The 25,547-nt window shown below is 65.2% G+C and carries 23 protein-coding genes and 2 pseudogenes; 11 read left to right on the top strand and 14 right to left on the bottom strand.

Translation table 11 applies throughout. The features are described 5' to 3' along the window. Window positions 1-3 precede the first annotated feature (3 nt). Window positions 4-1,098, bottom strand: a complete 1,095-nt coding sequence (locus V3C33_17790; GenBank protein XAS69783.1) for an asparaginase — start codon at window positions 1,096-1,098, stop codon at window positions 4-6. Between the two features lie 20 nt (window positions 1,099-1,118). After that, entirely contained in the window at window positions 1,119-1,838 is a 720-nt protein-coding gene (locus V3C33_17785; GenBank protein ID XAS67265.1) for an FCD domain-containing protein, read from the bottom strand. Window positions 1,839-2,085: 247 nt separating this feature from the next. Between V3C33_17785 and V3C33_17780 the strand changes: the two genes are divergently transcribed. Both V3C33_17780 and V3C33_17775 read left to right on the top strand, forming a co-directional pair. Next, window positions 2,086-2,376, top strand: a complete 291-nt coding sequence (locus V3C33_17780; protein ID XAS67264.1) for a helix-turn-helix transcriptional regulator — start codon at window positions 2,086-2,088, stop codon at window positions 2,374-2,376. Continuing rightward, window positions 2,373-3,677, top strand: a complete 1,305-nt coding sequence (locus V3C33_17775; GenBank protein XAS67263.1) for a HipA domain-containing protein — start codon at window positions 2,373-2,375, stop codon at window positions 3,675-3,677. The genes V3C33_17780 and V3C33_17775 overlap by 4 nt, the downstream gene beginning before the upstream one ends. Before the next feature lie 69 nt (window positions 3,678-3,746). Here V3C33_17775 and V3C33_17770 read toward each other — a convergent pair whose 3' ends face one another. Both V3C33_17770 and V3C33_17765 read right to left on the bottom strand, forming a co-directional pair. Then, window positions 3,747-4,364: a uracil-DNA glycosylase gene (locus tag V3C33_17770; protein ID XAS67262.1), complete on the bottom strand. Its 618-nt coding sequence runs from the start codon at window positions 4,362-4,364 to the stop codon at window positions 3,747-3,749. A gap of 372 nt (window positions 4,365-4,736) precedes the next feature. Next, window positions 4,737-6,157 (bottom strand): annotated as a pseudogene (locus tag V3C33_17765) (DUF222 domain-containing protein). 405 nt (window positions 6,158-6,562) lie between these two features. Here V3C33_17765 and V3C33_17760 point away from each other — a divergent pair. The 4 genes and pseudogenes from V3C33_17760 to V3C33_17745 all read left to right on the top strand — a co-directional run bounded on the left by V3C33_17760 (window position 6,563) and on the right by V3C33_17745 (window position 8,383). Next, window positions 6,563-6,811 (top strand): annotated as a pseudogene (locus V3C33_17760) (hypothetical protein). A gap of 19 nt (window positions 6,812-6,830) precedes the next feature. Then, a complete protein-coding gene (locus tag V3C33_17755) occupies window positions 6,831-7,022 on the top strand; it encodes a hypothetical protein (protein ID XAS69828.1) in 192 nt (63 codons plus the stop codon). A gap of 84 nt (window positions 7,023-7,106) precedes the next feature. After that, the gene (locus V3C33_17750) at window positions 7,107-7,616 is read left to right on the top strand and encodes a hypothetical protein (GenBank protein ID XAS67261.1); all 510 of its coding nucleotides are present in this window, start codon (window positions 7,107-7,109) and stop codon (window positions 7,614-7,616) included. Window positions 7,617-7,747: 131 nt separating this feature from the next. Beyond that, window positions 7,748-8,383 (top strand): dihydrofolate reductase family protein, encoded by a 636-nt coding sequence (locus V3C33_17745; protein XAS67260.1) that lies wholly within the window; start codon window positions 7,748-7,750, stop codon window positions 8,381-8,383. Window positions 8,384-8,459: 76 nt separating this feature from the next. Here V3C33_17745 and V3C33_17740 read toward each other — a convergent pair whose 3' ends face one another. Then, entirely contained in the window at window positions 8,460-8,843 is a 384-nt protein-coding gene (locus V3C33_17740) for an RNA-binding S4 domain-containing protein (protein ID XAS67259.1), read from the bottom strand. 104 nt (window positions 8,844-8,947) lie between these two features. Here V3C33_17740 and V3C33_17735 point away from each other — a divergent pair, with 104 nt between their 5' ends. Next, a complete protein-coding gene (locus V3C33_17735) occupies window positions 8,948-9,700 on the top strand; it encodes an SDR family oxidoreductase (GenBank protein XAS67258.1) in 753 nt (250 codons plus the stop codon). Here V3C33_17735 and V3C33_17730 read toward each other — a convergent pair. The 6 genes from V3C33_17730 to V3C33_17705 form a co-directional block, all read right to left on the bottom strand. Continuing rightward, window positions 9,694-10,128, bottom strand: coding sequence for a DUF1003 domain-containing protein (locus V3C33_17730; protein XAS67257.1), 435 nt, complete (start codon window positions 10,126-10,128; stop codon window positions 9,694-9,696). The genes V3C33_17735 and V3C33_17730 overlap by 7 nt on opposite strands. A gap of 154 nt (window positions 10,129-10,282) precedes the next feature. Further along, on the bottom strand, window positions 10,283-11,356 hold the full coding sequence (locus tag V3C33_17725) for a sulfite oxidase (GenBank protein ID XAS69782.1): 1,074 nt from the start codon (window positions 11,354-11,356) through the stop codon (window positions 10,283-10,285). Window positions 11,357-11,518: 162 nt separating this feature from the next. Beyond that, on the bottom strand, window positions 11,519-12,370 hold the full coding sequence (locus V3C33_17720; GenBank protein XAS67256.1) for an SDR family oxidoreductase: 852 nt from the start codon (window positions 12,368-12,370) through the stop codon (window positions 11,519-11,521). A 5-nt stretch (window positions 12,371-12,375) separates the two neighbouring features. Continuing rightward, window positions 12,376-13,386 carry an aldo/keto reductase family protein gene (locus V3C33_17715; GenBank protein ID XAS67255.1) on the bottom strand — a complete coding sequence of 337 codons (1,011 nt, stop codon included), beginning with the start codon at window positions 13,384-13,386 and terminating at the stop codon, window positions 12,376-12,378. A gap of 54 nt (window positions 13,387-13,440) precedes the next feature. Continuing rightward, on the bottom strand, window positions 13,441-14,472 hold the full coding sequence (locus V3C33_17710) for an aldo/keto reductase (GenBank protein ID XAS67254.1): 1,032 nt from the start codon (window positions 14,470-14,472) through the stop codon (window positions 13,441-13,443). A gap of 93 nt (window positions 14,473-14,565) precedes the next feature. After that, on the bottom strand, window positions 14,566-15,348 hold the full coding sequence (locus V3C33_17705) for a hypothetical protein (protein ID XAS67253.1): 783 nt from the start codon (window positions 15,346-15,348) through the stop codon (window positions 14,566-14,568). A gap of 234 nt (window positions 15,349-15,582) precedes the next feature. On the opposite strand from V3C33_17705, the gene V3C33_17700 reads away from it, so the two are divergent. After that, the gene (locus V3C33_17700; protein ID XAS67252.1) at window positions 15,583-15,990 is read left to right on the top strand and encodes a YchJ family protein; all 408 of its coding nucleotides are present in this window, start codon (window positions 15,583-15,585) and stop codon (window positions 15,988-15,990) included. Window positions 15,991-16,027: 37 nt separating this feature from the next. Here V3C33_17700 and V3C33_17695 read toward each other — a convergent pair whose 3' ends face one another. The 3 genes from V3C33_17695 to V3C33_17685 form a co-directional block, all read right to left on the bottom strand. Next, window positions 16,028-16,795 carry a hypothetical protein gene (locus tag V3C33_17695; protein ID XAS67251.1) on the bottom strand — a complete coding sequence of 256 codons (768 nt, stop codon included), beginning with the start codon at window positions 16,793-16,795 and terminating at the stop codon, window positions 16,028-16,030. Between the two features lie 201 nt (window positions 16,796-16,996). Then, the gene (locus V3C33_17690; protein XAS67250.1) at window positions 16,997-18,982 is read right to left on the bottom strand and encodes an acyl-CoA dehydrogenase family protein; all 1,986 of its coding nucleotides are present in this window, start codon (window positions 18,980-18,982) and stop codon (window positions 16,997-16,999) included. A gap of 61 nt (window positions 18,983-19,043) precedes the next feature. Continuing rightward, window positions 19,044-19,346, bottom strand: coding sequence for a hypothetical protein (locus V3C33_17685; protein XAS67249.1), 303 nt, complete (start codon window positions 19,344-19,346; stop codon window positions 19,044-19,046). 315 nt (window positions 19,347-19,661) lie between these two features. On the opposite strand from V3C33_17685, the gene V3C33_17680 reads away from it, so the two are divergent. The 3 genes from V3C33_17680 to V3C33_17670 are packed head-to-tail and all read left to right on the top strand — an operon-like array spanning window position 19,662 to window position 25,541. Beyond that, window positions 19,662-21,119 carry a DUF3375 family protein gene (locus V3C33_17680; GenBank protein XAS67248.1) on the top strand — a complete coding sequence of 486 codons (1,458 nt, stop codon included), beginning with the start codon at window positions 19,662-19,664 and terminating at the stop codon, window positions 21,117-21,119. Next, on the top strand, window positions 21,112-22,011 hold the full coding sequence (locus V3C33_17675) for a DUF4194 domain-containing protein (protein ID XAS67247.1): 900 nt from the start codon (window positions 21,112-21,114) through the stop codon (window positions 22,009-22,011). The genes V3C33_17680 and V3C33_17675 overlap by 8 nt, the downstream gene beginning before the upstream one ends. Then, window positions 22,008-25,541, top strand: a complete 3,534-nt coding sequence (locus tag V3C33_17670; protein ID XAS67246.1) for an ATP-binding protein — start codon at window positions 22,008-22,010, stop codon at window positions 25,539-25,541. The genes V3C33_17675 and V3C33_17670 overlap by 4 nt, the downstream gene beginning before the upstream one ends. Window positions 25,542-25,547 lie beyond the last annotated feature (6 nt).

Below are 25,547 nucleotides of genomic sequence, written 5' to 3'. Positions count from 1 at the left end.
TCCTCAATCCTGGTCCTGGGAAGTGAAAGTCTGGCTCGCGGAGCGAAAATCCATGGCCTGCAGCAGGCCAATAGCTCTGCCTCCGCCCAGCACCGGGACCGATGCGATACCGGCAAGGGGCGCCGTGTCCACACCGATTGCCTCCAGCACGCCGACGGTGACGGGCATGCGGGCCCGGTCTCCGCCGTCGGAAATTTTCACCGCAATGGCGCGGCCGTCCGGCAGCCCGACCAGCTGGACTCCTTCAAAGCCGTCCTTGGCCAGTAGCCCGGGCATCAGGCGCATCAGTTCGGTGACGTCCCGGCCTTCGCCCGCCACCATCTGGGGATGCTGGCGCATGGCATGCGCGACGGCGGCTTCCGGACTGTGTTCGCTGAGCCCACCGCGGCCGGAGGTGCTGTCCGTTGTGGCAGCGGCGAGGCGGCCGAAGGCGCGGGCCATGCCGCGCAGGGTGAGGGCGAAGAGCGGGGTGCCGCAGCCATCGGTACTGGTCTGCGTTGGTTCCTCGCCGGTCAGTTCCCTGATGGTCTCCGCAACGAGCTGCTGCAGCGGGTGTTCGGGGTACAAATAGCCTCGTACGGGCCAGCCGTTGATGACGCAGGTGGCGGCCATGGAGGCGTGCTTGCCGGAACAGTTCTGGGTGAGCCGGGTGGGCGTTCCGCCGCCGCGGAGCCATTCTTCGCGCTCGCGGACACCGTAGGGGAGGTCGGTGCTGTTTTCCAGTACTGCTGCGGTCAGGCCATGCAGCCGCAGGATCCGTTCGGCGCCGTCGAGGTGTCTGGCGGCTCCCGAGTGGCTGGCGGCGGTGAGGGCCAGGAGCTCGGCGGGAAGGTCCAGCCCGGCCCGCACCATGGCCACCGCCTGCAGCGGCTTCAGCGAGGACCGCGGATAGAACGGCGCCAGAGAATCGCCTGCAGCCAGGAGAGTGTGGCCGCCGGCAGGTGCCGGGGCTGTTGCGATCAGTGAGCCGTAGTGGACGCTTTCCACAAGGCCGTCGCGGGTCTGGATCGCGAGCGGAACATGTTGCGGAAGGACAGGGATACAAGGTGATGCGTGGCGTGCTGCTGATTGGCCTGCCATGAGAATGGGAGCGGGCATTGCATCCTTGGGGTTGGTGGTCACTTATCGAGGATCGAGTTGAGGGCGGCTCCGACGGCGCGCAGGTGTGCACTCATGGCGGCGCCGGCCTGTTCCGCTGATCCGGCCTCGATGGCCTGGAGGATGAGCTGGTGTTCGTGGTCCGAAGCGTGTTGGCGGTCGGCCACCATGTTCAGTGTTTCGGACTGGTGGGCGAGGGCTTCGCGGATGTCCGCCACCACGCTTTCGAATACCTTGTTGCCGCTGGCCCGGGCTATCGCGGCGTGGAAGCTCGAGTCCAGGCTGACCCAGGCCTGGGGATCGCCCTCGGCTGCCATGGCCGCGACGATATCGCGCAGGCTCTCGAGTTCTTCGGCGGTGCGGCGCTGTGCGGCGAGCCCGGCTGCAGGAACCTCGATGTGCGGGCGGGCCTCGGTGAGGTCCAGGGCCGAGTATTGCCCCAGGACCAGGTCCTTTGCCACGCGGTTGGCCACTACAAAGGTGCCTTTGCCTGTTTTGGTAGTGGTCAGACCCAGCGCGGTACAGGAGCGGAGGGCCTCGCGGACCACCGAGCGGCTCACGCCGTACTGCTGGGCAAGTGTGGCTTCGGAACTGAGTTTGGCGCCGACGTCCACCTTTCCGGTTTCGATCTCGCCGCGGATGACGTTGAAGACCGCCTCTGCTGCGCTGAGTCGAGGCAGAGGCTGGCTGGTACCGGTGGCAGCAGGCTGTCCTACTGTCCGGCTGTCTGACAGGTTCACCTTAGAAATATGGCACGGGTCACACTGTGGTGTCAAACCGCATCTTTTGCGGCAGCTTGGGATTCTGTGACCGCATCGGTACGAACGTGCCGAATGTGGATGTTGAGGCGCGGATTTACCCCGGAGCGGCACGAACCGTCGCAGAGCGGTACGTTCGTACCGGAATCGCCCTATGCAAGCGGAGTCAGGCGAAATAGACTGGTCCATCGGCCAAAACGGTACGATCGTTCCTGTTTAGGGAGGGCCCATGGCGGATTCATTCGTGGAACAGCTTGCCGCGGAAGTCCGCGCGCGCCGGGCGTCCCTGCGATTGAGCCAGCAGGACCTTGCGGACATGGCCGGAGTCTCGGAGCGCTTCGTCCGTTTTGTGGAGCAGGGCAAGCCAAGCGTCCAGCTGGATTCCCTGATGGCCGTGCTGGAAACGCTGGGACTCGAGCTGCACCTGGCCACCAGGTCCAGCGCCGCGGCACTCGCCCTTTCCGGTCAAGTCGTGCCCGGTCAGGCCCCGGCTGTCCAGGAGACGGACACCCAGCCGTGAAGCACCGCATCGCAGATGTGTACAAGAGAGGTGTTCTCGCCGCGAAGCTGGAACGTCACGGCGGCGGAACCCGGTTCAGCTATCTGCCGCCCTATCTGGCAGCCGGCGGCCCCGCCGTCGCGAGTTCCCTGCCGCTGTCCACGGGGCCCGTGCTGTCCGCGGCGGGGGCGGCTCCGCCGTATTTCACCGGGCTGCTGCCGGAAGGTCGCCGGCTCAACGCGCTCCGCCGGTCCGTGAAGACCAGTGTGGATGATGAACTCTCGCTGCTCATCGTGGCCGGGGCCAACCCCGTGGGCGACGTGCAGATCGTGGGCCACGGCGAAAAGCTGGACCCGGACGAGCACGCCGTTCAGCTCGATCCGAAGGCGCCTGTCGATTTCGATGCGCTGCTGGGGGACTCCGGGCTGATCGATCCGGTGGCGCTCGCCGGCGTGCAGGACAAGATGTCCGCCGGGATGATCTCCATGCCGGTGGCGAGTGCGGGACGGCGGTTCATCCTCAAGCTCAACGCGCCCGAGTTCCCGCATGTGGTGGAGAACGAGTTCGCAATGTTCCGCTATGCGGCCAGGCTGCGGATTCCGTTGAGCCGCGTGCAGCTGATCCGCGATGTCGCCGGCCGGCCGGGGCTGCTCGTGGAGCGCTTCGACCGGGTGCCCGTGCCGAAAAATGCTCCGTCCGGGGCTGGAGGGGCGGGCGGAGCGCCGGACGCCGTGCAGCGGCTCGCCGTCGAGGACGGGGCGCAGGTGCTGGGGCTGTACCCGGCGGACAAGTACAACGTGGGGTACGGGCAGGTGTGCCATGCGCTGGCGGAGTACTGTGCGGCGCCGCTGCCGGCGCTGCGGAACCTGGCGATCCAGGCGGCATTCGCCTGGCTGAGCGGCAACGGCGATCTGCACGCCAAGAATGTTTCCATGGTCCAGCAGCCGTCGGGGGAATGGGGCATCGCCCCTGTGTACGACATCCCCTCCACAGTGGTTTACGGGGATAAGACGCTTGCCCTGACGCTCGACGGTAAGCGGAGCGGCATCTCACGGAAGCATTTTCTGGCCTGGGCTGCGGGGCTTGGCCTCACCGGGCGTTCGGCGGAACAGGCGGTGGAGCTGGCGCTGAAGGCATCCGGCCCGCTGATCGCCGATCTGGAGGCGGGAACTGTCTTCGCTGTGGCTGGTCGACATTTGACGCTAACCGCTTCAACGCCAACCCCTTCAACGCACGACGGCGGCGGCTCGCTCTTCCCGGATATGGTCACCAGGGCGTGGGTCAAGGAGCTGAAGCACCGGAGGCGGCTGCTGGTGGGGTGACCCTCCTCGAAGGGTATGCCGGAAGTGGCGGGGAGGACCGCCGTCGGGCATTCCGTTGAAGCAGCGGAGCTAAAGGTGCTGGATACCGGCGCGCTGCATGGCGTCTTTGTAGACGTCCACGCTCTTGCTGAGCAGTTCCTCCTGCTTGTTCGCTGAGACTGCGAAGGCGCGGCCGCCGAGGGCGCTGGCCTTGTAGATCTTGATGCCGTGGTTCTTCAGCGAGGAGTGGTAGGTCTTCTCGAAGAGCGTGAGGAACGCTGCGGCATCGGTGCCGTGGGCGATGACGGCGGACACGCGCCGGTTGATCTTGAGGAACTGCCGGAAGGGCCGGAGGCCGTCCGTCTTTTCCTGGACGTTGAGGGCTGAGGGCAGTTCCGGATCGCGCACCCAGGGGTAGGCATTCCAGGGCATCACGTAGCGGGGGTCGAGTTCCGCCAGCTCGTAGATGGAGGTGGCGCGGTGGGCGGCTTCGTCGTCGTTGTTGTGCGATACAAAGCCGGATTCGGTGCCCTTGCCGGGGCTGACCTGAAGGCTGATGATCCGGCATTCGTCTTCGTCGTGGACGGGGTCGATGTACGGGACGGTGGATCCTGGCTTCTTCTCCATCAGTTCGTCGCAAAGCTGCGTAACGGCAGCGATGTTCGGTTCCTGTAGCAGAGCTTTCTTTTCGTCCCAGTCAATCGTCACGATGTCTCCCTCAGCAGCACGGCGTCCAGAATCAGGCGTCTTGTTCTACTCTACGCGTTTGGGTGGGTGGGTGCGCGGGGGAGCTGCCGGGCGATGCTCCAGGGAGCCGAGGGGCGCAGGATCAGGTGCCGTCCGTGGACGCAGCCTTCGGGGCCAGGTTCATCGTGGCAGGGCCCTGAATGACAGTGCCAAAAGACCTCCGCCCCAACTCGCCTAAAAGAAAGGTGCCGGCTTCGGCCGAATTGCTCAGCCCATCTCCCGGGTCTAGCGGATGGCGAATTGAGCGAGGCAACTTTCAACTCAGAGTTGATGGTTCGCCGTTCGCCAATCTGGTCCAGGCCCGCGCATCATCCTGGTGAATGCCTGGTTCCGCTAGGCGGCGGTCGCTCCCTTGAGCTTGCCTCGTTTGATTGTCTTGGCACGGTGCCGGAGTTCGCGCCGCTGGCGTCGGGATGGTGGCGAGGCTGTTCCTGGGGGCCGTGATGTTCCGGTCAGCGGTGTGCCGGGCAAGGGCGGCGCGGTTGATTCGTAGCTGTGGCCGGTGGGGGTCTGGACTGCGATGGTGTGCCGCGGGCCGGGGCGGGGCCTGACGCTCCAGCCGAGGGTTTCTTTGGTGTGGTTGCAGGCTTCGCAAAGTCCCTCGCCGTTACCGCTGCTGGTAGTGCCGCCGCCGTGCCGGGGGGACGATGTGGTCCAGATGGCGGATCGGCGCGTCGCAGTACGGTGTGCGGCAGGTGTCGTCGCGGGCCCGGATGAAACGGCGGAGCCCCGCCGGGAAGAGCCGGGCGCGGGAGTCCATGGCCACGAGGTCTCCGTTTCCGGGGGCTGTGTAGAGCCGGCGCAGCCATGTGTTCAGGGCGGCGGTTCCGGTGCCCTGAACACGGGGCGGGAGTGATGATTTTCCGCGCCCAGCCGGCGGGGACGATGCCGTAGCCGGGCAGTCGGGCGGGTTCGCTGTCGCCATGGAAGAGGCTGCGGTCGGTCATGATGAGCTGGATTTCAATGCCCGTGATCCCGCCGGGCGCGCCGGTGATCCGTTCGACAAGGTCATCGGCCATGATCTGGCCGCGCGAGCGGGAGTCGCCGTCGGAGCGGAGGGCGTCGGCGTGGCGGGTGAGGACGGCGTGGACCGCCACCCCCTCGCTGACGGGCAGCAGGGCGGTCAGGTAGCACATGGTGTCTGGTGCGGGACGGAGGCTGACGTGCCGATCCCCGGCAGCGTTCCGGGCCCGGTCCGCGACAGAGCGGGGATCCAGCCGGTAGGAAGCACTGCAGGCCGCCGCGATGATGGCCCGGTCCCCGGCGCCGGTGAACGTGCCGGTGTCCGCCGCGAGCTGTTCATCGACGGCGCACCGGTCCTCGGCGGCCAGGCACGCCGTTTCCTTGACCAGGAGCGTGGCGCGCCATTCGTTGAGCTGTCCGTTTTGAAGGGCGGCCAGGGTGCGGGGCATTTCGGTGACCAAAGCCTTGGCCAGGCCCAGCAGACGGCTTCCGCGGGCCGGGGATTCGCGCCGGGCCAGCGCGATCTGCGCGGCGCCCTGGCCCAGTTCGTCCGCGGAAACACCGGCCTCGGCCTGGGCACGGCGCTGAGCGGCATCAAAGGCCACAGCGACGCGAGCCTGAAGGGACGCCGCGACGGACTTAAGGTACTCGAGCTCCCGTAGCTGGTCAATCAGGCCCGCACTCTCATCGCAGGGGCGGATGGCGGTCAGGGCCCTGATCGCGTCCTGGACTGTGGCGTCCCGGCGATGCGCTGCTGCCGGGGCGGCTACCGGCTTCCCTTTGTCGTCCATAAAGAGAGTCTTTCAGGGACCTACGACGTTATAAGGCGACTGAAGATACTGCGGCAGCCTGCGCCGCGAAGAGCCCGGTGGCCACAGTGCCCATTTTTGCCTGCGCTGAACCGGTGCGGCATCCTCCACATCGTCCGGATCTCCGGTCAGGGGAACAACCGCGTTCCCCACCCTTGGCGGCAGTGGGTGAACCACCAGCGCACCGGGGCTGCTTGCGATTGATTGCGATGCAAGCGGGCGGTGTACCAATGATCAGGAAGGCGGACAATAGTGGTATCAAAAGTGATGCCATGGCAATGACACTCAGATTGACCCCCGAGGATACGGCTGAACTGCGGGCGCGGGCGCAGCATGATGGTGTTTCGATGCAAGAGGTCGCGGTAAAGGCCCTTCGGGAGTATCTGCATGCAGAGGACAGTGCCCCCGCCTGAACGCTGCACTGCAGGACACGCTCAGCCGCTATGGAGCAACGCTGAAGCGCCTGGGCGAGTGACCGAGTACCTCACTCTGGAATCAGCAATCCCCGTGGTCACGGCGCCGATGGGTTCGCAGCCGCAGGTCAGGGACTATGGTCTGCTTCAGTCCGCGGTATCCAGGCCGCAAACCCAGCTGTTCGGTGAGGACGTGTATCCGGGAATCGATGAAAAGGCCGCAGCGTTGCTGCAATCGCTGCTTGGCAATCACTGCCTTGTTGATGGCAACAAAACGGCTGGGCTTCGCCTGCACGGCAGTGTTCCTCGCCATGAACGGTGTTCCGTTGACTTTAACGGAGGATGAGGCCTACGAGCTGACAATGGACGTTGCCGCTGGACAGTTGGACGATCTGCTGGAAATCGCTCGAAGAATTCGCGGCCAGTCCAGATGACCCTGGGCCAACCCTGCTTGGCGGGCCCCGCCTGAGTAAACTGCTCCAGACCACATCACGCGCCTCCCGGCCAAAGGAACAGCTATGCACCTCGACAAAAAGACGCTCACCCAGGACGGGTTCACCGGATTCAGATCCTTCGCGGCCCTTGAAATCATGCGTGTCCCGCAGGCCCCGGGGATTTTTGCTGTGCTGAAGCCGGAAGGCTTCGAGCCGCGCTACCTGTCGAAAAGCACAGCGGGCACGTTCAGGAAGAAGGATCCCTCGCTCAAGGAAGCCGCCCTGGCCGCCGAGTGGGTGGCCGACGCGGACATCCTTTACGTAGGCAAGGCCAGTGCAGGAAGCAAAGGCAACCGTGGGCTTCGCAGCCAGGTTCAGGAGTTCGTGGACTTCGGCCGGGGGAGGCCGGTGGTTCACTGGGACGGACGGTTGCTCTGGCAGCTCGCCGACTCGCAGTCGTTGGTCGTCGCCTGGAAAGAACTACCCCCAGCCGAGGTCAACGCGGCCGAGGCCAGCTACCACGCCGAGTTCCGCAGGATTTACGGCCGGCTGCCGTTCGCCAACCTGGTCCAGGCTCGCGCCAGCGGAGGCTAGCCGACGGCTCCGCTTCCTTCCGTAGAACCGTTGACAGCCCCAGCCTGTGGAGACAAAACTATGGGTGGCGGCGGTCCACTGGCTGCGTCACTTCAGGCCTTCATTCGGGTTTGCACTGGAAGGGGTACGCAATGAAACTCACGGTCAATACCTTCGTCAGCCTTGACGGCGTTATGCAGGGTCCGGGCGGCAGGGACGAAGACACCTCCGGCGGGTTTGGCCGCGGCGGCTGGCTGGTCCCTCATGCCGACGAAGACATGGGACAGATCGTCGACGGCTGGTTCGCTGAAGCAGATGCCATATTGCTCGGAAGGACCACATTCCAGATGATGCAGCGGTACTGGGAACAGGTGACGGACCCGGAAAATACCGTAGCCGCAGCACTCAACAACCTGCCAAAGTACCTTGTCTCCGCCACCATCCGGGAGCCGACATGGAAGAATACCACCGTGCTGCCGGGCAACTTCCTGGAGGCCATCGACGATCTCAAGTCCCAGCCAGGGCGTGAACTCCAGGTGCACGGAAGCCACCGGCTTGCCCGCGCCCTTCACGACGCCGGACTCGTGGACGAATACCGGCTGCTCTGCTTTCCGGTGGTGGTGGGAGAGGGGAAACGGCTTTTCGAGACGGGCGCGGCGCCGTCAAACTTCACGCTGGTCAAGAGCAAAACCACCAGTGCCGGCGCGGTCCACCTGGTACTTCTGCCCACGGCGTTCGGAGCCGGAGACTTCGAAGTACGGGACGGCAAGGAAGCTGTCCGGGAGTAGGGACATCAGCCCGGACCTGCAACGTTTTCCGCCGTGTGCCCAGCAGCGCCGCAGCACCAATCGAAGCGTAGCGCGGCTAATCCTCGCCGCGCAGCCGCTCCATCTCACGACGGTCCTTCTTGGTGGGGCGGCCCGCGCCACGGTCCCGCTGAGGAAGACCCAGCGCCGGTGCTGCGGGACGCTCGGGAGTGTGGTCGGTGAAGCAGTGGGACGCGGCCTCGGCTCCGACTCTCTTTGCGATCAGCCTGCGCACCTCTAGGATGCGTTCGAAGCCCGGCTGGCGCACACGGACGGTGTCGCCGGGAACCACGGTCTGCGAAGCCTTGACCGGATTGCCGTTGACGCGCACATGGCCCGCCCGGCAGGCCGCAGTGGCCGCGGAGCGTGTCTTGTAGGCGCGGACGGCCCAAAGCCACGCATCGATGCGGACGGTGGCAGGGGAGGAAGGAATGCTGGTCATGGCTGCGACCGAGTATAGCCGTGGCGCCGGAATCTATTGCCAGCCACGCATCACAAGAACATAGTGGAGGGAACCACCAGAAGCTCCGCGACGGGAGGCCGGCAATGTTGCTGCAAGGCAAAACTGCTCTGATCTATGGTGCTGGCGGACCTATCGGTGGTGTAGTCGCCAGGGAGTTCGCGGAACAAGGTGCCACCGTCTACCTCGCCGGTCGCACTGAAGCCAGGCTGGACAAAGTGGCCCGGGACATCCTTGAGGCAGGCGGAATTGCCGAAACCGCCGTCGTCGACGCCCTCGACGAAGCGCAGGTGAATGCCTTCGTGGACCGTGTGGCCAAAAAATCAAAGCGGATCGACATCTCCTTCAACCTGATCTCCTACGGTGACGTCCAGCATCCGCTGATGGAGATCTCCGCCGAGGACTTCACCCAGCCCGTCACCGCCGCCACCCGTACCCACTTCCTCACCACGCGCGCCGCGGCGAGGTACATGATCAAACAGCGCTCCGGCGTAGTGCTGATGTTCGGCGGCTCCGGGCCGCAGACGCTTGCGGGACTCGGCGGCTTCAAAGTGGCGCTGGATGCGATGGAAGGGCAGCGTCGGCAGTGGGCCCTGGAGCTCGGTAAACACGGCATTCGCGTGGTCACCATGGTCACCGGCGGGATAGTGGAAACCATTCCCTGGCAGATGGAAGGGCGTGAAGAAATTGTGAAGGAGATCACCGAGACGGCCCACCTCAACCGGACCGCAACTCTTGAGGATGTGGGCAACGTGGCGGCGTTCATCGCCTCGGACAAAGCAGGCTCCATGACCGACGCCACCGTGAACATCTCCAGCGGCGGGATTGTGGACTACTGAGGTGCGGTTTTCTGGCCGGAACCGCGCTCACCGATCAGTTGCCGGAGCTCCTGGAGTATTTCCAGCTGCTGGTTGTTGATGGTGGTGAGCCGCGCGATTTCAGCCTCGGCCCGCACATCGGTGTCGTAGTCATGCTGGGCCATTGCGGCTGCGATGCCGTCCTGGCGCTTGGCGGCAATGAGCAGGATGGCGCCCTGCAGGCCGGCCAGCATGGACAGGAAAAGGTTCAGGAGAATGTACGGATACGGATCCCAACCTCCGGAGCCGAGGACCAGGGAATTCAGCAGCGCCCACACAATCATGAAGCCTATGAAGCTGCCCACGAACTGCCAGCTGCCCATGCCGTTCCGCATGAGGTCGGCAGCCCGCTGGCCTCTGCTGAGTCCGGCCTTGTGCTGGTCGTGCCACGTGCTTTTATGTTCGCTCATGTGCCCAGCGTAAGCTTACAGAACGGCAATCCCGCAGGATTTGCTATCCGGCTGGCACGTCATTGGGGTTGAACGAAAACCGGTACTCGGACTGCGCCGGGCCGACGCCAATGCGGCGGCCGCCGTCGGAGGCAGAAGTCCCTCAAGGAATCAGCTATTCGACGCTCACCCGCACCCGCTGCACCTCGTTGTTGCCCATGCCCTGGTAGTTCCAGTTCTGCTCCAGAGGCTGCCCGGCTCCGGTCGAGTCCGTGGCGCGGCAGGCCAGCTCGTGCTCTCCCGGATCGGCTACCCAGGGCAGGGACCAGGCAGACCACGCGAACGGTCCGGACGGCTCTTCCAAGTGGGCCGGAATCCACTTCCCGTCGATGCCTACCTCCACGCGCTCCACTGCCCCTTCACCGGACCATGCCCGGCCCCGCAGCATCACCGGCCCGTGAGGCAGGATCCGCCGGCGCGTGAAGAAGTCCGGGATTCCCGGCGGGACCATCAGCGAACGTACCCGGATCCGCGTGACTGGCCGGCCGACGTCGTCCGCGCCTGCCTGGTAGCGGTACGCTACCGACTGCTGGAAACCGCCGAATGGCCGGGTGACCACCTCGATCGACTGCAGCCATTTGACGCTGGCCATTCCGTACCAGCCGGGGACCACCAGCCGCAGCGGAAAGCCGTGCTGAGGGGGAAGCGGCTGCCCGTTCATCCGGTAAGCGAGTACGACGTCGGGACGCATGGCCTCTGACAGCGGCAGGCTCCGTTCGTACCTGTGCCGGACGCCACCCTGGATTCCCGCATCCGCGCCTGTGAACACCACTTCCACGGCATCGGGGTCCACCTCCGCCTCCTCCAACAGGTGCGCCAGCGGCACACCGGACCACTCGGCCGTCCCCACGGCCTCCAGTACCCACGGCTGGCTCAAGGGCCGCGGCCGGAGCAATGAACGTCCGTTGCCTGCACACTCCAGCGTCACCGGAACGCTGATCCTGGGGCGGGCGCGGAGGGCGAACATGCCCATTTCCAGCGGGTGCCGCACCGCCCCGCCGATTCTCAGCACCCAGGTATTGGCGTCGACATGGGGGATGTCAAAATGCGTCAACAGATAATGCAGGCCCGGCGGAGTGATGTCGTTGCGGAGGGCCTCCAGCGGCATGGAATGGTTCCGGACGGCGAGCTGGAGTTCCTCGGCCGTCAGCGGGCCGAAAGTCGGTTCACTTGAATGCGGCGCGGCCATCACACCGGGCTTCACGCTCTGACGGCGCCGGGATATTTGCTTCGTCATGGCATTTCGATTCTGCTCGTCGGGTTGCCCCTGACCACAGGTCTACGCCGCACGCCGCAGAACGTCAAGACGACGTGTTGCGGCACCTCTCGAGGGGGTACGTAAGCTCGGCGCCTACAGCCGTGACCTCTTCACGAACTCCGCCAGCCCCAGCGGCTCCCGTCCCGTCAGCCCGTGCACATCAGCGGACAGCCCTGCCATTTCACCGGCCGCCATAGCCGTGTACGTGCTCACCCACGCGTCAACCTGCCACCCCGGCGCGCCGTAGGAAGCGCGTGAGGCGTAGGCTTCCTCAACGGTTTCCGGAAGGTAGGAAATAGTACGGCCGGTGGACGCAGTCAGCAGCTCCGCGGCCCGGGCCAGCGAGATCTCTTCCGGACCCGTGAGGTTGTACGTTGCACCCACGTGCAGCACGGGATCACCCAGCACGGCCACTGCGCACCGGACAATGTCCTCCCGCGTCACGGCAGATACCACCCCGTCACCGGCAGGGCCACGGATGACCCCGTCCTCGCCCGCCAACATCGGCAGGAAATCCAGGTAGAAGTTGTCCCGTAGAAACGTGAACGCCATCCCGGATTCCCTGATCCGTTCTTCCGTGGCGTAGTGGTCCCGGGCCAGGGTGAAGGTGGCGTCCGGGGCCGCACCATAGAACGAGGTGTAGACCACGTGCTCCACTCCCGCCGCGGCAGCCGCATCAACGAACGTGAAATGCTGCTGCAACCGGTCCTCGGCTTCCGCAGCTGACACCATAAACAGGGTCTTCACACCCTCCAGAGCCGAGGCGGCCGGCGCCGCGTCGCCATAACTGAACACCACGGGATCCGCACCTTCCAGCTCCGGCGCCCGTCCGGCGTCGCGCACCAGCAGACGCTGGGCAAGGCCAGCGTCGGCGAGCTGCCGGGCCACCATCCCGCCCAGATTTCCGGTGGAACCGGTGATCGCGAGCGCCGGAAGGCCGGCCACGGCGGCTACGCTTCCCTGCTGGCCGGTGAGGAATCCTTGGTTTTAGCCGGATCGCGCTCGGCAAGTGAGCCGATGGCGTCGTCGATCTTCGCCATGATGCCCGCGTCCAACTTCACGCCCGCGGCGGCCGCATTTCCGGCCACCTGCTCCGGCCGCGACGCCCCCATAATGGCCGACGCCACGTTCTTGTTCTGCAGGACCCAGGCGATGGCCAGCTGCGGCATGGTCAGCCCGGCCTCGCCCGCAATCGGCTTGAGCTGCTGAACGCCGGTCAGCACGTCCTCGGCCAGCCAGCGCTTGATGGTGTTCGCCCCGCCTTTTTCATCCGTGGCACGGCTGCCTTCCGGAGCAGGCCGGCCCGGCAGGTATTTGCCGCTCAACACACCCTGCGCCATGGGCGACCACACGATCTGCGAAACGCCCAGTTCCTCCGACGCCGGCACCACTTCAGCGTCGATGACCCGCCACAGCATGGAGTACTGCGGCTGGTTGGAAATCAGCTGGAAGCCCAGTTCGTTGGCCAGCGCATGGCCGTTCCGCAGCTGCTCCGCGGTCCACTCGCTCACCCCGATGTACAGCGCCTTGCCCTGCCGCACGACATCCGCGAACGCCTGCATGGTCTCTTCCAGTGGCGTCTCGAAGTCGTACCGGTGCGCCTGGTACAGGTCCACGTAGCCGGTCTGCAGCCGGGTCAGCGAGCCGTCGATCGACTCCATGATGTGCTTCCGTGAAAGCCCGACGTCGTTGTGGCCTTTGGGGCCAGTGGGTCCGAATACTTTGGTGAAGATCTCAAGCGACTGACGCCGCTCGCCCTTGAGCGCTTCGCCCAGGACCGTTTCGGCGGCGGTGTTGGCGTAGACGTCCGCCGTGTCAAAGGTGCTGATGCCGGCGTCGAGCGCTGCCCGCACACACTGCGTGGCGACGTCGTTCTCAACTTGTGAACCGTGGGTCAGCCAATTGCCGAATGTGATTTCCGAGATTTTGAGACCGCTGTTTCCGAGGTATCTGAATTCCATGGGTTTTACGCTAGCCGACTTGGTTGCTCAGGGTAAGTGCTTTCCGAAATGCGGTCAGCGGCGCCGCAGCTCCGCATACTCGAGCGACGGCACCACAGCCCCGGCATCGCGTTCAACAAAGTTTGTTCCCGGCGGCACCAGCTCGTCGATCGCGTCCATCACGGATTCGCCCAGCGCGGTGTCCGCCGCCTTCAGATAGGCCTGCAGGTGTTCCTCGCTCCGCGGGCCAATGATCACGCTGGTAACGGCTGCATGGTTCAGCGCAAAACCCAGCGAAAGCTCCACGAGGGAGAGTTCCAGCTTGTCCGCCAGCCGCGCCAGGGAATCCGACGCCAGCAGCTTGCGCTCGCTGGCAATGCCCGAGATGTCGTAGCGGCCAGGCAACGAATGGACCCGGGCGGCCGGCTTGCCGGCGTCAAGGACAAAACTGCCGGACAGCCAGCCTCCGGCCAGCGGACCGTACGCCAACACACCGAGGCCGTACTGCTGCGCGATCGGCAGCACATCGCGTTCGTTGCCGCGCACCAGCATGGAGTAGGGGATCTGGTTGGCCACCGGCGGAACCAGATGATTGGTCGTGGCCAGCCACTGCGCCTCCACCAGCTGCGCCGGGGTGAAAACAGAGGTGCCGTAGTACAGGATTTTTCCCTGCCGGATGAGGTCGTTGAGCGCCGTGATGGTCTCCAGCACGTCAGTGTTGTAGTCCGGCCGGTGCGCCTGGTACAGGTCAATCCGGTCCGTCTGAAGCCGCCGCAGACTGCCCTCGACTGCCTGCATGATCCACCGCCGCGAATTACCGGAATGCGCAGGGTTGGCGCTCATCTGCCCATGGAACTTGGTGGCGAGGAACACGTCATCGCGCCTTCCCCGCAGCGCCCGGCCCACCACCTGTTCCGATTCGCCCTGGGAGTAGACATCTGCGGTGTCCACCGCGGTGATGCCGGCGTCGAGTGCCGTGTTGATGATGCGGACGGCTTCGTCCGCGCCGGTGGGAGCGCTGCCCTCGCCGAAATTCATGGTGCCCAGAGTCAGCGGACTGATAAAAGTTCCGGTCCGCCCGAATACGCGTAGCTCGCGGAGGCTCATCCCCGATTTCCTCACCTTTGGTTCCCCCGCGGATTGCTGTGGATCGTCACGAGGCTACCCAAATTCGGTGCGGCCGAGGCGGATGGCGAATTACTACTTCGTTTTTCGTAGTGCGGAGTAATCCACCGGATCCGGTGACGTTATGTGACCATGGCCGGACAGCGACACCAGGGAGCCGGTGTCCAGCATTGACATCGGGCCGTGTTCGGCAGGCTTCCGGAAGGACCGCGGAATTGGTTGTACGGAATTGTCCTCGTGCGTGGCGGATTCCACCAGCGGGGCCACCTCAAGAATGTCCTGCGCCGGGGCATGAGGGTTGGGCAGATCGCCCACCGGGATCCGGATTTCCGGTTTGGCCGCACGGGCACGTGCCATGGCGCGGGCATCAGCCTCGGCCACTGCGGCAGCCCAGCCTTGGGCCAGCACAGGGGGCTCGCGGCGCACTGCGGTCACCAGCGGGTGATTTCCGACGGCGGCGCGAAGCCGCGGTTTGAGGTCGGCGGGCGTCAGGATTTTCTTCCAGTCGCGCGGACTCCAGCCGCGTGGACCGCGCGGCCCAGCTGCGGGGGCCGTCGCACCGGGTGTCCCGCGGTGCGGCTCGGTGGCAGCTGCCGCTTCAAGCGCCGCCGCCGCAGCGGCGCCGTCGTCGTGCGATGTTTGTGCCTGCGGCAAACCTTGCAGCCGAACCACGGGGATGGTCTCGTTCTTGGGGAAACGGCCGAACAAAGCCATCACAATGAGGGCAGCCAGGCGTCCCACGCCGGCGAGCACCAGGGTGGCGATGAATAACAGGAAGAGGCCAAGGAACATCACAAGCGCGACGCCGACTGTCCCGAAAAAGGTCAGGTTCAGGGCAACAGTGCTTGAATCTCCCATTTTCACCTCTCCTATCTGCCCGCAGTGCGCAACCGGCCTGCAACCTTCACCGCGGGCCGCAGCGCCCTAACCACCATACGGACTATTTGTGGCGGATGCGGCCCCAAGACGGGACCCGCGGGAGGTTGTATCGAAGCCGTTATCTGATGTGACACGCCAGGTGCGCCTATAGTCGGAATACGCGCCACTCACCGTCAGAAGGTTGCCTGACGCCGCAGCTGAACAGGGGAGATCATGACTCAGACTGAACCGTATGCCGGGAACTGCCCGTGCCTGTCCGGCGAACCGTACGCGGACTGCTGCGGGCGCTTTCACAGCGGAGACGCGGATGCTCTGACGGCGGAGCAACTGATGCGTTCCCGCTACACCGCCTTTGTACTTCTGGACGCCGACTACCTGCTGCGGACCTGGCACCCCAGCACCCGGCCCAGCGAGCTTGACCTGGACCCCGGGATGGAATGGCGGCAGCTGGACATCGAGTCCACCGGCCACGGCGGCCCGCTGGACACCGAGGGAACCGTGGAGTTCAAAGCCCACTTCAGGCACGACGGCGAACGTGGTGTCCACCACGAAACCAGCCGTTTCCTGCGGGTGGACCGCCGCTGGTACTACCTCGACGCCGTCCTGCTTCACCAGACCTAGGAGCCTTCCCCAGCGGGCCGCGTTCCTAGCTGTCCCCTTATTCCGTCGGCGTGAATCCCGCACGGTCCACCTTGCGGTGGAAGTGCATGCCGGCCATGCCGCCCAGCACGGCGCCCAGCAGCGCAACCATGGCCACCAACACTGCGGCGATGATTCCAGTGATGGTCAGCTGGCCTTCGTTGACGGGGATCCGCGGAAAGCTGTTCAGCTTCGCAAGAATGTTGAACCGCTCACCGGCAATCATGCCCAGCAACGCCACTACAACTGCGGCGATGAGAGCCCAGACCCACACCATAAAGCCCTGCCTGGCGCCGTTGAATCTGGCCATTCGTCCGGCAACATAGCCGCCGGAGTAGTAGGAGATCAGCAGAATCACCAGCAGCACAATGATTCCCACGATCCCCACCGTCTGATCCGACGACGCCTGGTTGACGGCATGGTTGACATCCGTGTTTGTTGCCAGCCCGACGGCGGTGCCCGCGGCGGCCACGAGGGCGGTCAGAAGTACAGCCATTCCTGTTGCGGCCAGCCAGCCAAAGAACGCCGATCCCAACTTCATTCCGCCGAACTGCTCCTTCTCGCGGGCCACAACCGTTTCCCGGGTGGCCAGATTGGGGTCAGCCAAGGGAGCCTCCGGGGCATAGTCGCGTTCCGCGTAGGTATCCTGCGCTGCATAGGTATCCTGCACCGGGACAGTCTCATAGCTGCGGGTGTCATCGTCCCTGGCCGGGCTGGTGACGGCCTCGGTGGCATCATCACGTCTACGGCGCGGGTGCCTGTCCTCGTTGCCTGCTGTGCTGCTCATGGGACATCTCGCTTTCATTGATCCACCCGGGTCCAGTCGTTGGGCCGGGCACTGCAATGCGGAGGCCCGGGTTGAGGCCCCGGTTCAACCTAACCACGGTTCCGGCAGAAATAACAAGGGTGCTTAGCATTTGCCGGCGGGCAACCCGGGGCCGACTGCCGCCAACGGCCGGCCTCCAAACCGCCTCCGTTCCGTGTGGGTTCAGCGGTATTTGCGGTGCAGGTTCACCTTCGCCGACGCCCCCGGAGTGGCGTCCGCGATCCATGGCCCGGTGCCTTCGGACTGGTCCAGCACACCCTCCTCAAGCCACCGGTAGTCGCCAGCGAGGACTCTGCCCGACAACTCGTGGTCGACGTCGTCCGTGTTCCTCCACAGCTGATCGAAGTACTCGTCCACCCGGACCCGCGCCTGCTCGCAATAGGCTTCGGCAAGCTCGTACGCGGTGGCCCCGCGCTCCGGTGCGGTCCTGAGGATCATCTCGGCCCGCGAGCAGCACGCTGCCATGGCAAACAGCTCTGCGCCGATATCCACGATCCTGCCCAGGAACGCCTGCTTGAACTCGAGCTTCGCCTGCCATCGCCCCATCCCGTAGAAGGTCTGGCGTGCGAGCCGGCGCGAGGACCGCTCCACAAAACGCAGCTGCTTGCCCAGCCGGCCGAACTCGCTGTAGGACCGTGGATCCATGCCGGCGCCAGTTATCAGCCTGGGTAGCCATTTCGCATAAAAACCGGAAGCCCCGACGGCGGCCTTGGCTTTGTCGGACAGGCTGGCATCCGCTGAGGCAAGGTCCCCTGCGGCCGAAAGGTGTGCGTCAACGGCCTCGCGGGCGATCAGCAGTTTCATGATCTCGGAAGAGCCCTCGAAGATCCGGTTAATACGGAGGTCGCGCAACTGCTGCTCGGCCGCGACCGCGCGCTCGCCACGTGCTTCCAGTGATTCCGCGGTTTCGAAGCCGCGGCCGCCGCGGATCTGCACTAGCTCATCGGCAATCTGACAGCTCATCTCGGTGGACCACAATTTGGCAAGCGCGGCTTCGATCCGGACATCCTTCTGGCCGGCGTCGGCCAACTCCGCTGACAGCTCAAACACTGCGTCCAGGGCGAATGCGGTGGCTGCGATGAAGGCGATTTTCTTGCCCACGGCCTCATGCTTACCCACCGGTCGGCCCCACTGTGTGCGGGCATTGGACCATTCGCGGGCAATCTTCAGGCTCCACCGCCCGGATGCGACGCACAGTGCCGGGATGGAAAGCCGGCCAGTGTTGAGGGTGGTGAGGGCGATCTTGAGCCCCTGGCCTTCACGGCCCAGCCTGTTCCCGGCCGGCACCCTGACCTGGTGGAAGCGTGTCACTCCGTTTTCAATGCCGCGCAGACCCATAAAGGTGTTGCGGTTCTCCACCGTGATGCCGGGGGAGTCCATCTCAACGACAAAGGCGCTGATGCCGCCCTTGTGGGCGGTGCCGTCCGCATCCGTGTGTCCGGGCACCAAAGCCATCACCACCACCAGTTCGGCAATCACACCGTTGGTGGTCCAAAGCTTCACGCCGTCCAGAAGGTAGGACCCGCCGTCGTCCGCTGGGACCGCCGTGGCGCCCATACGGGCGGGGTCGCTGCCCACATCCGGTTCCGTGAGCAGGAACGCGGTGATGGCGCCGGCGGCGCAGCGGGGCAGGTACTCCCGCTTCTGTTCAGGCGTGCCGAACACCTTGACGGGCTCGGGGACGCCGATGGACTGGTGCGCGGACAGCAGCGCACCGAGGCACGGGTGCACCGAGCCCAGCAGCGCGAGCGCGCGGCCGTAGTACACCAGCGACAAGCCAAGCCCCCCGTACTCCTGCGGGATTTTCATGCCAAAGACGCCCAGGCCCGCGAGCCCGCTGAGGTATTCGTCCGGGATGAGGGCATCGCGTTCAATCACCCTGCCGGACATGGTCCGGCAGTACTCGGTGAGGCGGGCCATAAACGCTTCGCCGCGTTCCACGTCATCCGTTTTTGCCGATGGCCACGGGTGGATCAGGGTCAGGTCGAAGCTGCCCAGATAAAGGCCCTTGGCGAAGCTGGGCTGGTCCCATTCCGTGTCGCGGGCGGCTTCGGCAACGGCGCGGGCATCCGCTGCGGTGACTTCGGGGCCGATCTTTTGGGGCGCAACGGGAACGTCAGTAGCGGGGCTGTCAGTGGCGGAGCTCACGGGGCATCTCCTCTAACCGGGTGGCCGGTTTGAGCCTGGGTCCGCCTGGGGTGGGAACCCTTCAGCTATCCCTCAATGCTACCCGCGGGTAGGTTCCGGTGCTAGGGGACGGCTGGCCCTGAAAGTCGCCCGGGAGCTCCACGGTGGAGGCATGATGCACCAGCCGGTCCCAGCCGTGGTTGATGCCATGGACCATTCCCAGGAGCGTTCCGGCAAGAATCGCCCAGGCCAGGCGGCCCACTCCCACCAGGATCAGGGCAAGAAAGGCCGCGGTGAGGATAAAGAGGACAATCACCAAGGCAAAGACCAGAGTTCCGATGAAAACCATGGTGGCTGTCTCAACTGCGTTTAAATCGAACTGCATGCTTCCCCCTGCGCCATTGCTTCGGTTGGATCAGTAGCAAGAGCGTAGGACTTTGCCGCCGGTGTCAGCCACAGGCGCGGCGCATATTGGGCCTGTTGATACGGGATCGAAATACTACCGGGCCGTAGGTCACGGAGTGATTGCGGAAATCTCACCGCGAAAGGGCAACGCGGGGTCAGCTACGGCCCATCCGGGTGCCCTTAATGGGCCGTAGCTGACCCCGCGTTGCTTCGGAGGGCTCTGCGTTAACCTTGTAGTTGGCAGTTTTACGGTTTTCCGCTGCCTGATCGTTCCGAGGCAGTCCAAGGAGAATGTGTGTCCCGATCCGCCCTGTCCTCGGCTGACGCCATCAGCGCGCGGCTCCGCGACCTCGAGCTCCTGACCAAGGGGCCGGCCTGGGCACTCACTCGCTCCGCAACCTGGGTGATCGCCGTGCTGCAGGCATCCTTCACCCGCACCCGTCCGCAGCTGCCGCTGGAAGAGTTCCACGCCGACGTCGATGCCTTCCTTGAGCAGCTCCGCCGGCAGGAGCCCGGGCTGGGTGGCTCAGCCAACGGGAAGTCCTTCGGTGACGAATGGACGCGCAAGCACTTCCTCACGCGCCGGAATCAGTCCGGGCAGATCGTCTACGAAGTCACCGAGCCCGCGGCCCGGGTGCTCGCGTTCCTGGACAGCCTTTCCAGCGAACGCTCCACGCTCAACGGCTCCCGGCTGGGCACGCTGCTGGGCGACGTGGAGAAGCTCGCCAACGAGACCAACCCGGACCAGAGTGCGCGGCTGGAATCGCTCGAAGAGGAAATCGAAGAGCGCCAGCAACTGATGCAGGACATCAGTTCGGGCGACTTTGACGGACTCCTCGACGACGACGAAGCAGTGGAAGCCGCCGGCAACATCCTGGACCTCGCGGCCAGCCTGCCTGCCGACTACAAAAAGATGCGCGACCGCATCGAGGAGCTGGTGGGCGAACTCCGCAACCAGATCATCGAAGAGTCCCTGAGCAAGGGAGCCACCGTAGCCCAGGTGCTGGAAGCGGACAAACGCCTCCGGCAGAGCCCGGAGGGCCGGACGTTCCGTTCCTTCACGGCGTTCCTCGAGGATCCCCAGCAGCAGCTGCGCTTCCGCTCGGCGATTGGCGAGGTGCTCAGCCGGCAGTTCGCGGACGATCTCTCCGTTGATGAGCGCGAGACGCTCCAGAACCTGGTGGCAGAACTCCGCCACCAGCACAGCCAGATCCAGCGCATCTACGGCAAGCTCAGCGAAAGCCTCAATACCTACGTCCAGAGCGACGACTTCCGCCAGTCGGTCCGGCTCAGAAAAGTGCTGCGCGAGGCGGAGCAGGCCATCCGTTCCCTTCCCTACGAACGCGAACGGCCCGGCCTGGTCCGCGGCCCGGCGCTGTTCAACGCCGGCTTCGAGTCCGTGGCCATGGTGAAACTCTTCAATCCCGACGAGTTCGCCGCGCCGCCCAAGCTCGCGGATCCCATCGCGTTCAGCGATTCAGACCGCGTGCGCTCGCCGAGGACCGGCAAGGCTTCACCTGTTGCGATCCGTGCTGCGTTCGCGGGAGCTTCATCCCTTTCCGAGGCCTGGGGCCAGCTCCCGGCCGGGGAACGCCACATCAACTCCATCCGCGCACTGCTCTCACACGCGCTCCACGAAGGCGCCGGCTTCGACCGCGAAGCATGGGACACCATCGACTTCGCCCAGATCGACGGCACCACCCGTACCGCCTACCTTCCGGTGGTCACGCTCAAGAAGGACTCTGATGACTGAAGAAATCACGACGACGGCGGCCACGGTGGTGGAGCCAGGCGAGACCGGGACCCAGGGGTTATCGACAAGCTCAACCACCGAGTCGGCGCACGGCGACCACGTCCGCGCCAACCCGTTCACGGTCACCCCGCGCGACACCTTCGTCGACGGCGCGGCGATCTTCCCGGGCGATACCGGGGTGCTCCCGATGAAGGTCCGCCAGGCGCTGGTCAAGCTACTCAAGGGTCCGTACATCGACGGCGGCGGCGACGAAAAGCTCTGGACCACACTGTTGGACAACCAGCTGATCCTGCGCAGCCGGCTCTCCGAACTGTTCCTCAGTTTGCAGCTGGATCATGAACGCAGGATCGCGGTCCTGCGTCCGGTTGACCCGGAAGCCATCGGCGGCAGCACCCGTTCCAGCATCCTCCGCCAGCAGCGTGCCCTGAGCAGGGTGGAGACAATCGTCCTGCTCCGCCTGCGCCTGTTGTTGGACCGCCACGTCACGGCCCAGACGGACCCCACCATCACGCGTGAGGAAATCGCAGACCTCGTGGCCCACTACCAGCCTTCCGGCCAACAGGATGCGCTCCGGGATTCCGACGTCGTCAACCGCGCCATCACCAAGTTGCTCGCGCGCCAACTCCTCCTCGCCACAGGCCTGGAGGACGTCTACGCCATCTCCAACGCGCTTCCGCTGGCGCTCCCCTTCGAAAACATAGGCGACATCCCGGCCCAGATCGAGGCACTGACAGCGGCCGCTGCAGACCAGGCGGGGACGGAACCGTTAATAGAGTTCGACGACGGTCCGCTGGTTGAGCCTGTCGAAGCCTGGGTCTCGACAATCTCGACCGGCGGTACAGGCTCGACCACCGGCACAAGCTCCGCCACCGGATCGGAGGGCACTAAGTGAGTATCGCAACCATGCTCCCCATCGGCGAGCTGACCAACCCGGGCCAGATGCGCCTGGCCCTGGTCCAGGTGGTCAACTGGGGCACGTTCCATGGCGCCCACACCATGCATGTCGACCGCAACGGCACCCTGCTGACGGGCAACTCCGGGGTCGGCAAGTCCACCCTGTTCGATGCCATGCTGAGGGTATTCGACGCCCGGCCGCGTTCCAACGAAGCCGCCGCCCAGCGTGCCGGTGGTGCTGTGGAGGACAAGAGGACCACGTTCACGTACATGCGCGGCAAGGTTGGCGACAAGGCGGTTGGCGAGGGCTCGGCGAGTGCGTTCCAGCGCCCGGGTGCCACGTGGTCCGCCGTCGCCCTGACGTTTGATAACGCGGCCGGCACCAAGGTGACGGTCTCGGCGCTGTTTGACCTGCCGAAGAACGGCACAGAGTCCAGTGTGGGCCGGTTCTATGTGATCGACAACCAGCCGCTGGACCTGCCTGCCATCGAGGAGATCGCGGAGAAGCGCTTCACCAAGGCGGCGCTGGAAACGACCTTCCCGGACGCGCAGATCTTCGACGTCCACAAGGCCTTTGCCGAGCGCTTCCGGCGTCTTCTGGGCATCAGCTCGGACCAGGCGCTTCCGCTCCTGAGAGTGATCCAGGCCGGCAAGGGGCTCGGCGGGAGCGTCAACACGTTCTTCCGCGACCAGGTCCTGGACGCGCCGGCCACTCTCACCGCGGCGGACGACGTTGTGGAGGAGTTCAGCAACCTGATGTCCATCCGGCAGCGGCTGGAGGACGTGAGGCAGCAGCGCGATCAGCTGGCTCCGGTGCCGGGTCTGAACAAGGAGTATGCCCAGTCCCTGCTGGACGCGAACAGGTTGCGCGAACTCGCGGGCGGGGAATTCGATTCCTACAGGCAACAGCTGGCCGTCACAGTGCACGAGAAATCCCTGGCACGTTTCAAGGACCTGGCCCAGGCGAAGGCCAAGGAGCTCGGCGCCGAACGGACGCTCCGTGATGGTCTGGCCAAGGGTTTGCGCCAGCTCGAAGCGGACTACGGCAACCAGGGCGGCAACGCGATCTCTGCGATCGAGCAGTCCCTCGAGAACGCCCGCGTCGGACTAAAGCTCCGCCAGCAAATGGAGGAGTCCGCCCGCAAGGCGCTGACCGAGGCCGGCCTGGAACTCGAATGGACGGCGGAAGGCTGGGAGACGGCGCACGAACAGGCGGCCGCACGCTCAGTCGAGCTCAAGGACGATTCGGAGGCGCTGAAAGAACTCCGCTTCGAGGCCTTCGACGGCCACGCCACCAAAAAGCGCGAGCTTGCCTCAGCCCAGCAGGAGCTCGTCTCGCTGAAGACGCGCAAGTCCCTGCTGCCGCCGTCGAGCATTGAAAACCGCGCCGCAATCGCGGCCGCCACCGGCGTGGCCGAAGAGCAGATGCCGTTCGGCGGAGAGCTGATTGACATCGCGGAGGGGGAGGAGCAGTGGCGGCCCGCGGCCGAGCGCGCGCTGCGCAATCTCGCCACCACGCTGCTGGTTCCGGGCGAGCATTTCGCGGCCGTCACGCGCTACCTGAATGACAATACGGTCCGGGGCGCCCTCCGCGCCGTTGACGTGTCAAAGCCGTTCGCCGGTGGCGCCCGTGCCGTTGAAGACGTGCGCGACGGCGATCTGCTCACCAAACTGAGCATCCTCACCACCGGGACAAACAGCGCGTCTACCGCACAAGCAAGCGTCTGGATCCGCGAACGGATCGCCGTCGATTTCGCGTACCCGTGCGTCGAGGATCCGGCTGAGCTCGCACAGCTGGACAAGGGCCTGAGCCTCGGAGGTGTGGTCAAGCGCAACCGCCACACCGTGGAGAAGGACGACCGCTTCACCAGCCGGCAGGACTACGTGCTCGGCTTCGACAACGCGTCCAAGCTCGAACTCGTGGCCGCGCAGGTGGAGGAACTTCAGCTGGAGCTGGCCAAGGCCGCTGAACTCGCCCAAAGCCGGGAAGAATCGCACCAGGGCATGACCCGGCAGCTCGAGGCCCTGCGCCGGGTGGCTGATGACCACCGCCCGTGGGAACAGATTTCTGCGGCCGTTGCCGCGGACGACCTCACAAGAATTGAGCAGCGGCTCAAGGACGCACTCGCCGCCCAGGCTGACCTGGAACCTCTGCGCGCCAACATCGAAACCGCCCGGCAGAAGCACCAGTCCAGTACCGAAGCCGCGGCCGTTCTCCAGAGCGAATACAAGGCGCTGGACCACCAGCTGACCACCGCCGATTCGCTGCTGGAAGCGGCGCGTAACCGCCTGGACCAGGCGCCGCCGTCGGACTCCACCGTCACGGCGCTGGAGCCATACTTCACCGAATTCGGCGACGTCACCGAGATGCACGAGCTGGATAATCTGGCCAATCGCGTCCGCACCAGGCTGCTCGGCGAGCTGCACGCGGCGGAGTCGAGAGGGCAGGCCACATCGGAGCGGCTGACCCGCATTTTCGAGGGCTTTGTCCGCGAATGGGGGACCGCCATCAGCGCGGACCACGGCACGTCCATTGGCGCCGCCGGCGAGTTCGAGGGCCGCTATCACCAGATCGTGAGCGACGGACTTCCCGCCCAGGAAGCCGAATTCCGCGCCTTTTTCAACCAGCGCACGCACGAATCGTTCAGCACGCTCCTGCATCTGCTGGACGAGGAACGGCGCTCCATCACCAGCCGCATCCTGCCCCTCAACGGCATCCTGTCCCAGGTCAATTTCCACGAGGGCAGCTTCCTGGAACTGGATATCAAGCAGACGCTGCCGGCCACGGCCAAGCAGTTCAAAGACGCCATCCAGAACGCGCTGAAGGCCCGGCACACGCGCCCGTCGCGTATGGCTGCCGGTACATCCGGTTCCGCTCCCGGTTCCGTGTCCGGTGCCGCTCCTGGCACCCAGACCGACGACGACGCCGAGCTCACCAACCGCTACAAGTCGCTCGAAACGCTGGTCAAGCGCCTGAGTTCCCAGACTCCCGAGGACCGGCGCTGGCGGGCCGACGTGCTGGACGTGCGCGGGCACCTGTTCATCCAGTGCAAGGAACACCGCGAGGTGGAGGTGGCGGCTTTGGGGACAATACACACGGGCAAGAAGACCGATGTGTTCATGCACGCCGACACCGGCTCCATGTCCGGCGGCGAGCGGCAGCGCTTCACTGCGTTCATCATGGCCGCCGCGCTGAGCTACCAGCTGGGCATCGCGGAGCAGGGCTTCACGACGTATGGCACGGTGATGATGGACGAGGCGTTTGTGCTTGCGTCCGAGGAATTCGCCGGTGCAGGCATCAAGGCGCTGCACGAGTTCGGTTTCCAGCTGCTGCTGGCCGCGCCGGAGAACGTGATCGACTTGTCCCGGCACCTAGGCTCAGTCACCGAAATCCTCAGGGACAAGCGCACCAACCGCTCGGGCGTGCTGGCGGCCCCGGCGATCGGTTCCTGGTCTGGTGCCGGTGGAAAGGCTGCCGTGGGCACGTGGCGGTCCGAGGCCAACCCCGTGGACATAGTCCTCCGCTAACCTCGA

It is taken from the genome of Micrococcaceae bacterium Sec5.7 (genome assembly GCA_039636785.1).
GTDB lineage: Bacteria > Actinomycetota > Actinomycetes > Actinomycetales > Micrococcaceae > Arthrobacter.
This window is presented reverse-complemented; position numbering and strand designations above follow the sequence as displayed.

Excerpts from the sequence above, each read along its gene's own strand:
- V3C33_17715 (XAS67255.1), bottom strand. The coding sequence starts at position 13,386 with ATGGAATTCAGATACCTCGGAAACAGCGGTCTCAAAATCTCGGAAATC.
- V3C33_17725 (XAS69782.1), bottom strand. The coding sequence starts at position 11,356 with ATGGCCGCGCCGCATTCAAGTGAACCGACTTTCGGCCCGCTGACGGCC.
- V3C33_17685 (XAS67249.1), bottom strand. The coding sequence starts at position 19,346 with ATGCAGTTCGATTTAAACGCAGTTGAGACAGCCACCATGGTTTTCATC.
- V3C33_17790 (XAS69783.1), bottom strand. The coding sequence starts at position 1,098 with ATGCCCGCTCCCATTCTCATGGCAGGCCAATCAGCAGCACGCCACGCA.
- V3C33_17730 (XAS67257.1), bottom strand. The coding sequence starts at position 10,128 with ATGAGCGAACATAAAAGCACGTGGCACGACCAGCACAAGGCCGGACTC.
- V3C33_17700 (XAS67252.1), top strand. The coding sequence starts at position 15,583 with ATGACTCAGACTGAACCGTATGCCGGGAACTGCCCGTGCCTGTCCGGC.
- V3C33_17695 (XAS67251.1), bottom strand. The coding sequence starts at position 16,795 with ATGAGCAGCACAGCAGGCAACGAGGACAGGCACCCGCGCCGTAGACGT.
- V3C33_17705 (XAS67253.1), bottom strand. The coding sequence starts at position 15,348 with ATGGGAGATTCAAGCACTGTTGCCCTGAACCTGACCTTTTTCGGGACA.
- V3C33_17745 (XAS67260.1), top strand. The coding sequence starts at position 7,748 with ATGAAACTCACGGTCAATACCTTCGTCAGCCTTGACGGCGTTATGCAG.
- V3C33_17740 (XAS67259.1), bottom strand. The coding sequence starts at position 8,843 with ATGACCAGCATTCCTTCCTCCCCTGCCACCGTCCGCATCGATGCGTGG.
- V3C33_17675 (XAS67247.1), top strand. The coding sequence starts at position 21,112 with ATGACTGAAGAAATCACGACGACGGCGGCCACGGTGGTGGAGCCAGGC.
- V3C33_17780 (XAS67264.1), top strand. The coding sequence starts at position 2,086 with ATGGCGGATTCATTCGTGGAACAGCTTGCCGCGGAAGTCCGCGCGCGC.
- V3C33_17750 (XAS67261.1), top strand. The coding sequence starts at position 7,107 with ATGCACCTCGACAAAAAGACGCTCACCCAGGACGGGTTCACCGGATTC.
- V3C33_17710 (XAS67254.1), bottom strand. The coding sequence starts at position 14,472 with ATGAGCCTCCGCGAGCTACGCGTATTCGGGCGGACCGGAACTTTTATC.
- V3C33_17735 (XAS67258.1), top strand. The coding sequence starts at position 8,948 with ATGTTGCTGCAAGGCAAAACTGCTCTGATCTATGGTGCTGGCGGACCT.